Source organism: Methylobacterium sp. J-059 (assembly GCF_022829485.1).
Lineage (GTDB): Bacteria > Pseudomonadota > Alphaproteobacteria > Rhizobiales > Beijerinckiaceae > Methylobacterium.
Genome location: NZ_JAKSYA010000159.1, coordinates 59,212 through 67,576, shown reverse-complemented (window position 1 = coordinate 67,576; position 8,365 = coordinate 59,212). Strand labels below are relative to the sequence as shown.

9 protein-coding genes are annotated in these 8,365 nt (G+C 70.4%); 6 read left to right on the top strand and 3 right to left on the bottom strand.

The window, feature by feature from the left end; genetic code table 11:
- Window positions 1–82: 82 nt before the first annotated feature.
- The 3 genes from MKK55_RS24575 to MKK55_RS24565 form a co-directional block, all read right to left on the bottom strand.
- Window positions 83–538 carry a DUF6163 family protein gene (locus tag MKK55_RS24575; RefSeq protein ID WP_147727218.1) on the bottom strand — a complete coding sequence of 152 codons (456 nt, stop codon included), beginning with the start codon at window positions 536–538 and terminating at the stop codon, window positions 83–85.
- Window positions 538–1,602, bottom strand: coding sequence for an enoyl-CoA hydratase/isomerase family protein (locus MKK55_RS24570; protein WP_147858063.1), 1,065 nt, complete (start codon window positions 1,600–1,602; stop codon window positions 538–540). Before MKK55_RS24570 ends, MKK55_RS24575 begins: the two co-directional genes overlap by 1 nt.
- Window positions 1,603–1,690: 88 nt before the next feature.
- Window positions 1,691–2,452: a hypothetical protein gene (locus MKK55_RS24565; RefSeq protein WP_243938106.1), complete on the bottom strand. Its 762-nt coding sequence runs from the start codon at window positions 2,450–2,452 to the stop codon at window positions 1,691–1,693.
- Window positions 2,453–2,703: 251 nt separating this feature from the next.
- Between MKK55_RS24565 and hemB the strand changes: the two genes are divergently transcribed.
- From hemB to purB, 6 genes are all read left to right on the top strand, one after another.
- Window positions 2,704–3,777 carry a porphobilinogen synthase gene (hemB, locus tag MKK55_RS24560; protein ID WP_243938104.1) on the top strand — a complete coding sequence of 358 codons (1,074 nt, stop codon included), beginning with the start codon at window positions 2,704–2,706 and terminating at the stop codon, window positions 3,775–3,777.
- Window positions 3,774–4,148 (top strand): hypothetical protein, encoded by a 375-nt coding sequence (locus MKK55_RS24555; protein WP_243938102.1) that lies wholly within the window; start codon window positions 3,774–3,776, stop codon window positions 4,146–4,148. The genes hemB and MKK55_RS24555 overlap by 4 nt, the downstream gene beginning before the upstream one ends.
- Window positions 4,149–4,402: 254 nt before the next feature.
- Entirely contained in the window at window positions 4,403–5,455 is a 1,053-nt protein-coding gene (locus MKK55_RS24550; protein WP_243938100.1) for a methyl-accepting chemotaxis protein, read from the top strand.
- A gap of 77 nt (window positions 5,456–5,532) precedes the next feature.
- Window positions 5,533–6,021, top strand: a complete 489-nt coding sequence (locus MKK55_RS24545; RefSeq protein WP_147727423.1) for an RDD family protein — start codon at window positions 5,533–5,535, stop codon at window positions 6,019–6,021.
- Window positions 6,022–6,179: 158 nt separating this feature from the next.
- Window positions 6,180–6,935 (top strand): arginyltransferase, encoded by a 756-nt coding sequence (locus MKK55_RS24540; protein ID WP_147727422.1) that lies wholly within the window; start codon window positions 6,180–6,182, stop codon window positions 6,933–6,935.
- A gap of 104 nt (window positions 6,936–7,039) precedes the next feature.
- A complete protein-coding gene (purB, locus tag MKK55_RS24535; RefSeq protein WP_147727421.1) occupies window positions 7,040–8,347 on the top strand; it encodes an adenylosuccinate lyase in 1,308 nt (435 codons plus the stop codon).
- Window positions 8,348–8,365: the final 18 nt, after the last annotated feature.

Genomic DNA, 8,365 nt, shown 5'->3' with positions numbered 1-8,365 from the left:
AAACCGCTCTAAGAGACAGGATGAATTCGCGATTTACTTCTGTCGGTAAATGCAAAGTGAAGTGATTCGTATAACCACTCGTTTACCGCGCTTCCTGTGCCGCGAGCCAAGAAAAAACGAAGTAGAAGATCACGATACTGGACTCGACCAAGACCAGAATCAGCGGCGTCTGCAACAGTTGCGGCGTCAGGACGGCGAGCGTCAGCATCGAGGTCACCGCCAGCAGCCAGACCACGCCGCCCCAGGCGCTGGTGAGCCACAGGCCGATCGCCGCGTTGGCGTCAATCACCGCGAAGTAGATCAGCGCCGCCTGGCGCCCGAACGGCTCCAGTGCGAACGGGCGGTGCCCCGGCACCACATCGAGGATCGTCGCGAAGGAGAGCACGCTCTTGGCGAGCCACGCCAGGGCCGTCAGCCGCATGAACCAGACCAGCACCGTGTCCCAGGTGCTCTTGGGCGCGGCCGAGCGCCGCTCGATGCGGTCGCTCGGGGCCTCGCCGACTGCGCTGCCGCGGGTGATGCGTCCGACCTTGCGCATCAGGCGAACCGAGGCTCCGGCGCCTCGGACGGCCCGAAGGCAGCGGCGACCGCGGCGTGGTCGACGGCCTCGAGCGTCGCCGGCCGCCAGTCCGGCCGGCCGTCCTTGTCGATCAGCACGGCGCGGACGCCCTCGAAGAAGTCATGCCCGCGCATCAGGCGGGTGACGAGGCGGTATTCGGTCAGCACCGCGTCGGCGAAATCGAGATCCAGCCCGCGCCGCATCTGCTCGCGGGCGATGCACAGGCTTGTCGGGCAGCGGGTGCGCATCACGGCCGCGGTCTCCGCGGCGAAGGTCGAGCCCGATGCGGCCGCGCCGTCCAGCCGTCGCAGGATGTCCGCGACGTCGTCGGCGGCGAACACGTCGTTGATCAGGCCGCGCTCGGCGACGAGCGGCCCGGTCGGCGGGCGCGCGGCGCCGGTCTCGAGCGCGGCCGCGATCGGGCCGCCCTGGGCGAGCCGGTCGAGGATCGCGGCGAAATCCCGGGCGGGCGCGTAGGCGGTGGCCAGGCCGAGGGCGAGCGCGTCGCCCGGGCCGACCCGGCTGCCGGTGAGCGCGAGATAGGTGCCGACGCGGCCGGGCAGGCGCGGCAGGGCGTAGGTCATCCCGACATCGGGAAACAGGCCGATCCCGACCTCGGGCATGGCGAAGACGTACGTCTCCGAGGCGACGCGGTGGGCCCCGTGGAGCGAGATGCCGACGCCGCCGCCCATCACCACGCCCTCGATCAGCGCGACGATCGGCTTCTCGTAGCGCTGCATCCGGGCGACGAGGCGGTACTCGGCCTGCCAGAACGCGAACACCTCGTCGAAGCGTCCCGCCTGGCCGCAGGCGTGGATGTGGCGGATGTCGCCGCCGGCGCAGAAGGCGCGCCCCCCGGCGCCGCGGATCGCCACGCGGGTGATGCCGGCATCTAACGCCCAGGCGTCGAGCTGCGCGTGCAGCGCGCCGATCATCCCGAGGGAGAGCGCGTTCAGGGCCTTCGGCCGGTCGAGGGTGACGAGGCCGAGCGCGCCCCGCCGCTCGAACCGGATCTCGTCGTTGGCCGCTTCGGCTCCGCTCACGTCTCTCGATCCTCTCGCCGCGTGTCCGCTCAGCGGGGGTTAGAGGCCGTACCGGCCCGGGCGTCAACGCCGGGCACCGGCGCGGGTGTCAGGCCGGCGCTCGGTCCGCGTGCGATGCGGAGGGCAGACCCATGCGGCGGTAGAGTTCGGCCTGGACCGCGATGCTGGTGACAAGGGACAGGATATTCACCGGGCTCATCAGGGCCGGCTTCACCAGAGCCGACTTCACGACGGCCGCTTGGAGCCAAAGCGTCGCCGCGATGATCGCCAGGAGGACCGGCAGGAGCACGGCGCCGACGAGAAGCCCGGCGAACGTGATGTCCCAGACCCGTCCCTTCGTCGCCGAGACCGCGCCCGACAGGCTGAGCGGGAGGACGCCGAGGGCGCCGAGGGCGAGCGCGGGGCCGGCCAGCGTGAGCCGGATGCAGATCCACCAGCTCGGCACGAGCAGTCCCAGAAGAAGGAGGACGGGGATCCCGAGCCGATCATGGAGGTTCCAGAGCCAGGCCGCTCCGCCGAGGAAGAGCAGGAGATCGAGGGCGACGACGTTGAGGATGGCGCGGCGCCGCGCGCCGGGTTTCGGGATCGACGGCGGCCCGACGTCCCACATGACCTCGTACAGCCGGACCCTGTAGGGCGCGACGAGGACGAAGACGGCCGCATGGAGCAGCAGCCACCATCCGGTCACGGCGGGCACGTCGTTCTCGTGGCGCATCAGGGCCTCCGCGCCGTCGCCCGCGAGCAGGATCACGAACGCGATCGCCGTCGCCGGCCCGAGCGCGCGCATCGCGCGATAGCTCCGTCCGTACGCGGCCGGAATGATCCCCTCGAGCGTGAACGATGCCGTCATGAGCCCCCCGACCAACACCTCGACCGCCGAATCGAAGGCCGGAGCGATGTGAAAGAATTCCGATCCGCTGCGGGATGTCACGTGCCGAGGCGACGGCGTCACGCAGGCGTGAACCGTTCGGCGACGGTGCCGCGCTGCGGGCGGGGCGCCTCCGGCGGCTCGTGACGTCGCGGCGCTTCGCCGGCTTCGCCCGCCCCGCCACTTATGCTACGCTGCGCCACCCGCGAACCGATCACAGCGAACGCGATCCCATGCCCTTCGAACACGCTTCCGACGACACGCCCCGGCCGCGCCCGCTCGCCGTGGAGACCGCGCGGGAGGGGACCCGCGCCGAGGGCCTGAAGATCACCCAGCGTCCGCGCCGCAACCGCAAGGCCGACTGGTCGCGGCGGCTGGTGCGCGAGAACACGCTGACGGTCGACGACCTGATCTGGCCGATGTTCGTGATCGAGGGGACGGGCCGGCGCGAGCCGATCGCCTCCATGCCCGGCGTCGAGCGCCTCAGCGTCGACGAGATCGTGCGCGACGCCGAGCGCGCCGCTCGCCTCGGCATCCCGGCGATCTCGTTCTTTCCCTATACGGAAGTGAGCTTGCGCGACCCCACAGGCTCCGAGGCCCTGAACCCGGACAACCTCGTCTGCCGGGCGGTGCGCGCGGTGAAGAAAGCGGTGCCGCAGATCGGCATCATGACCGACGTCGCCCTCGACCCCTACACCTCGCACGGCCATGACGGCCTGCTCTCGGACGGCGCGATCCTCAACGACGAGACCGTCGCGCTGCTGGTCGAGCAGAGCCTGATCCAGGCCGAGGCCGGCACCGACATCATCGCGCCCTCCGACATGATGGACGGGCGCGTCGGCGCGATCCGCGCCGGGCTCGACAAGGCCGGCTTTCTCGACGTGCAGATCATGGCCTACGCGGCGAAGTACGCCAGCGCGTTCTACGGCCCGTTCCGCGACGCGATCGGCACGCAGGCGGCGCTCGTCGGCGACAAGCGCACCTACCAGATGGACCCCGGCAACGGCCTGGAGGCGTTGCGCGAGGTCGCCCTCGACCTGGAGGAGGGCGCCGATTCGGTGATGGTGAAGCCCGGTCTGCCCTATCTCGACATCATCCGCCGGGTGAAGGACGAATTCGGCGTGCCGACCTTCGCCTACCAGGTGTCGGGCGAGTACGCGATGATCGAGGCCGCCAGCCGCAACGGCTGGCTCGACGGCGAGCGCGCCATGGTCGAGAGCCTGCTCGCCTTCAAGCGCGCCGGCGCCGACGGCGTGCTGACCTACTACGCCCCCCGCGTCGCCGAGCGGCTGCGCACCGGGGCGTGAGGCGCCGGCGGGGCAGGGGGGTCGTCGCCCTCGGGATCGTGCTCGGATTTCTCGGCGGTCTCAGCGCCTGCGAGAGCGCGGTGCAGCGCCAGCGCCTGTCCATCTGCCGGAAGGCGGTGCCCGCGCTCGTGCCGGACGAGACGGCGGTGCGGATCCTGCGCGCCGGCACCGGCGCGGCCCCCGACAGCATCCGCGTCGACTACGTGCTCGGTCATCATCCCCACTATGCGTTGTGCCGCTTCAACGCCGGGGCCGTGCTCGACGGCATCTCCACCGACCGCACGACGCTGTCGGAGGCCTCCCTCTACCTGCTCAAGCGCTACTATCTCGACACGCCGGACGCCGACGAGCCCAAGCAGAAGATACCTTGAGCGCTCGGCGCTCGAAGGAGGTTAGCGTCACGTAGTCTATACGGTGACGTGTTTTGAGGCAGACGGACGGTGACTTGCTTGCAAGAGCAGCAATTACAGCTCAAGCCAGCAAAAATTAACAGCAGCCCATGCCTCGCGCTTTTAAGATTTGCGAAAATATTACAGTCCTAAGTCTATATCACTACGGATTCATACAACCTTCTCCCCCACAGGTACGCGTCGGCGTGCCCGCGTCGGCGCGCCCAGGAGATTCGATGGTCCCCCAGCGCATCTCCGAAGATGTCGGCCTCGCGGAACTGGTCGACCGCTCCACCGGCCAGCTGAAGACCTCGACCCGCGCCAGCATCGGCGCGATCAACACCATCACCCGCCGCATGCATCTGCTGGCGATGAACGCGATGATCGAGGCGGCGCATGCCGGCGCGCAGGGCGCGGGCTTCTCGGTGGTGGCGCAGGAGGTGCGCCAAGTCGCCGGCGCGATCGACGGCCTCGCCTCGGCGCTGGGCACGAAGCTCGGCGACGGCGTCGACACGCTGACCCGCGCCGTCGGCCAGCTCGCCGACCACGCCCGCGCCACGCGTTGCGTCGATCTCGCCCTCAACGCCGTCGAGGTGATCGACCGCAATCTCTACGAGCGCACCTGCGACGTGCGCTGGTGGGCGACGGATGCCGCGATCGTCGACGCCGCCTCCGATCCGACCGAGGCGGCCGCCGCCCATGCGAGCCGGCGCCTCGGCGTCATCCTGTCGTCCTACACGGTCTATCTCGACCTCTGGCTGTGCGACCTGCACGGGCGCGTGATCGCCGGCGGGCGCCCGGACCGCTTCGCCGTCCAGGGCCGCGACGTCCGCAACGAGGCGTGGTTCGCCAAGGCGCGCGCCCTGACCTCGGGCGACGACTTCACGGTCGCCGACATCGCGCGCTGCGCCGGGCTCGGCGGTGCGCAGGTCGCGACCTACGTCGCCTCGGTCCGCGCGGACGGCGAGGCGCACGGCAAGCCCCTGGGCTACCTCGCGATCCATTTCGATTGGGAGCCGCAGGCCCGCGCGATCGTCGAGGGCGTCCGCCTCGCGCCCGACGAGCGCGCATCGAGCCGCGTGATGCTGCTCGACGCGCGCCATCGCGTCATCGCCTGCTCGCGGGGCCGCGGCATCCTCACCGAGCGCTACCCGCTGCAGGTCGACGCCGCCGCCAGCGGGCATTACCGCGATCCCCAGGGGCGCCTGGTCGCGTACCACGCCACGCCCGGCTACGAGACCTATGCCGGCCTCGGCTGGCGCGGCGTCATCGAGCAGGCGGCCGGCTGAGCCGAGGGGGCGGGCCTTGAGGGAGATCGGGGCGATTCCCATGTGACGGTCCAGCGATGTCACGCGAGATCACGGCCATGCTGAACCCCCGCTCCGATTACGCCCGCCCGTTCGAAGCGCCGAGCTACCTGCCCCCCGTGACGATGCCGGCGGTCCGCGCCAGCCTCGGCGGCCGCACGGTCGCCTACCTGCTCGACATCCTGTTCATCCTCGGCTTCAGCGCCCTGCTCTGGGTCGCGATCGCCTTCCTCGGCGTGGTCACCTTCGGCCTCGGCTGGGCGCTGTTCGCGGTCCTGCCGGCGAGCGGCGTGATCTACAGTGCGATCACCGTCGGCGGCTCGCGCCAGAGCACGCTCGGGATGCGGATGATGGGCCTGCGCGTCGTCGCGCCGGAGACCGGGCGGCCGGTCGACCTGATCACCGCCGCGGTCCACGCGCTGCTGTTCTACGTCGCGATCTCGACCTTCCTGCTGTGGTTCGTCGATCTCGCCTTCGGCCTGGTCCGCAGCGATCGCCGCCTCGGCCACGACGTGCTCCTCGGCCTCGCCGTCGTGCGCGCCGGCTGACGTCGCGACCGCGCCGGCAAACGGTTTCGGCCGCGCGCACCGGCGCGGCGAAATTGTCGCCTCGCCTTGGCCGGCAACCCATTGAGCGCGGCCACGGCCGCGTTACACTGCAGCGGCGGCCCGGCGCAGGAACCCGTGGCGAGAGGGCAGCGCGAAGCGTGACGAGCCACCCGCGCGACACACCGCAATTCTACCTGACGGCGCCGTCGAACTGCCCCTACCTGCCGGGGCAGGAGGAGCGGAAGGTGTTCACGCACCTCGTCGGCCGTCGCGCCCGCGATCTCAACGAGATCCTGACGCAGGGCGGCTTCCGCCGCTCGCAGACCATCGCCTACCGCCCGGCCTGCGAGACCTGCCGCGCCTGCATCTCGGTGCGCGTGGTGGTGTCCGACTTCGTCGCCAGCGGCAGCCAACGCCGGATCCTGTCGCGCAGCGCCGACCTCGTCGGCACGCCCGAGCCGAACCGCCCGGCCTCCGAGCAGTACGCCCTGTTCCGCCGCTACCTCGACGCCCGCCACGGCGACGGCGGCATGGTCGACATGACGGTGCTCGACTACGCGATGATGATCGAGGACAGCCACGTCGACACGCACCTCGTCGCCTATCGCCGGCGCGGGCCCGACACTGCGATCCACGGCCGCGGCGTCGGCGGCCTGGTGGCGCTCTGCCTCACCGACGTGCTCTCCGACGGCCTGTCGATGGTGTACTCGTTCTACGACCCGGCGGAGGCCCACCGGTCGCTCGGGACCTACATGATCCTCGATCATATCCGGCGCGCCCACGAGATGGGCCTGCCGTACCTCTACCTCGGCTACTGGGTCGAGGGCTCGCGCAAGATGGACTACAAGGCCCGCTTCCTGCCGCAGGAGCGGTTGCAGCCGCAGGGTTGGGTGCGGGTCGAGCCGAAGGCGTAACGCCAGCGCGGTCAGCAGGGCCGGCCGGCCCTGCGGTGCGTTCACCTCCCGGCTCAGCCGTGCTAGGCGCGCGGCACGATACGCCCGCGAGATCCGAGACGCCGATGATCCCCCGCTACAGCCGCCCCGCGATGACGGCGATCTGGTCGCCCGAATCCCGCTTCCGGATCTGGTTCGAGATCGAGGCGCACGCCACCACGGCGCTCAGCGAGATCGGCGTCGTGCCGAAGGAGGCCGCGGACAAGGTCTGGGAGAAGGGCCGCGACGCGGTGTTCGACGTGGCCCGCATCGACGCGATCGAGGCGGTGACCAAGCACGACGTCATCGCCTTCCTCACGCATCTGTCGGAGATCGTCGGGCCGGAGGCGCGCTTCGTCCACCAAGGCATGACCTCGTCGGACGTGCTCGACACCTGCCTCAACGTCCAGCTCGTCCGCGCCGCCGACATCCTGATCGCCGACGTCGATGCGCTGCTCGCCGCCCTGAAGCGCCGCGCGCTCGAGCACAAGCTCACCCCGACCATCGGCCGCTCGCACGGCATCCACGCCGAGCCCGTTACCTTCGGCCTCAAGCTCGCCCAGGCCTACGCCGAGTTCGCGCGCAACCGCACCCGGCTGGTGCTGGCGCGGGAGGAGATCGCCACCTGCGCGATCTCGGGCGCGGTCGGGACCTTCGCCAACATCGACCCGCGGGTCGAGGCCTACGTCGCCGAGAAGATGGGGCTGACGGTCGAGCCGGTCTCGACCCAGGTCATCCCGCGCGACCGGCACGCGATGTTCTTCGCGACGCTCGGCGTCGTCGCCTCGTCGCTCGAGCGGCTCGCGATCGAGGTGCGTCACCTGCAGCGCACCGAGGTGCTGGAGGCCGAGGAGTTCTTCTCGGAAGGCCAGAAGGGCTCGTCGGCGATGCCGCACAAGCGCAATCCGGTGCTGACCGAGAACGTCACCGGGCTCACCCGCATGGTGCGCGCCTACGCGCTGCCGGCGATGGAGAACGTGGCGCTCTGGCACGAGCGCGACATCTCGCACTCCTCCGTCGAGCGGATGATCGGGCCGGATTCTACCGTCACCCTCGACTTCGCGCTCGCCCGCATGACGGGGGTGATCGACAAGCTGCTGATCTACCCGGCCCAGATGCAGAAGAATCTCGACCGGCTCGGCGGCCTCGTCCACTCGCAGCGCGTGCTGTTGGCCCTGACGCAGGCGGGCGTCAGTCGCGAGGACGCGTATCGCCTCGTCCAGCGCAACGCGATGCCGGTCTGGCGCGGGGAGGGCGACTTCCTCGCCCTGCTGAAGGGCGATGCCGAGGTCACGGCGGCCCTGTCGCCCGAGCAGATCGAGGAATGCTTCGATCTCGGCTACCACTTCAAGCACGTGGACACGATCTTCTCGCGGGTCTTCGGGGACGGCTGAACCCCGCACGAATCCTGC

What these genes read in the sequence shown, in the direction of transcription:
- MKK55_RS24575 (WP_147727218.1), bottom strand. Translation starts at nt 538, where the DNA reads ATGCGCAAGGTCGGACGCATCACCCGCGGCAGCGCAGTCGGCGAGGCC.
- MKK55_RS24565 (WP_243938106.1), bottom strand. Translation starts at nt 2,452, where the DNA reads ATGACGGCATCGTTCACGCTCGAGGGGATCATTCCGGCCGCGTACGGA.
- MKK55_RS24545 (WP_147727423.1), top strand. Translation starts at nt 5,533, where the DNA reads ATGCTGAACCCCCGCTCCGATTACGCCCGCCCGTTCGAAGCGCCGAGC.
- hemB (WP_243938104.1), top strand. Translation starts at nt 2,704, where the DNA reads ATGCCCTTCGAACACGCTTCCGACGACACGCCCCGGCCGCGCCCGCTC.
- purB (WP_147727421.1), top strand. Translation starts at nt 7,040, where the DNA reads ATGATCCCCCGCTACAGCCGCCCCGCGATGACGGCGATCTGGTCGCCC.
- MKK55_RS24550 (WP_243938100.1), top strand. Translation starts at nt 4,403, where the DNA reads ATGGTCCCCCAGCGCATCTCCGAAGATGTCGGCCTCGCGGAACTGGTC.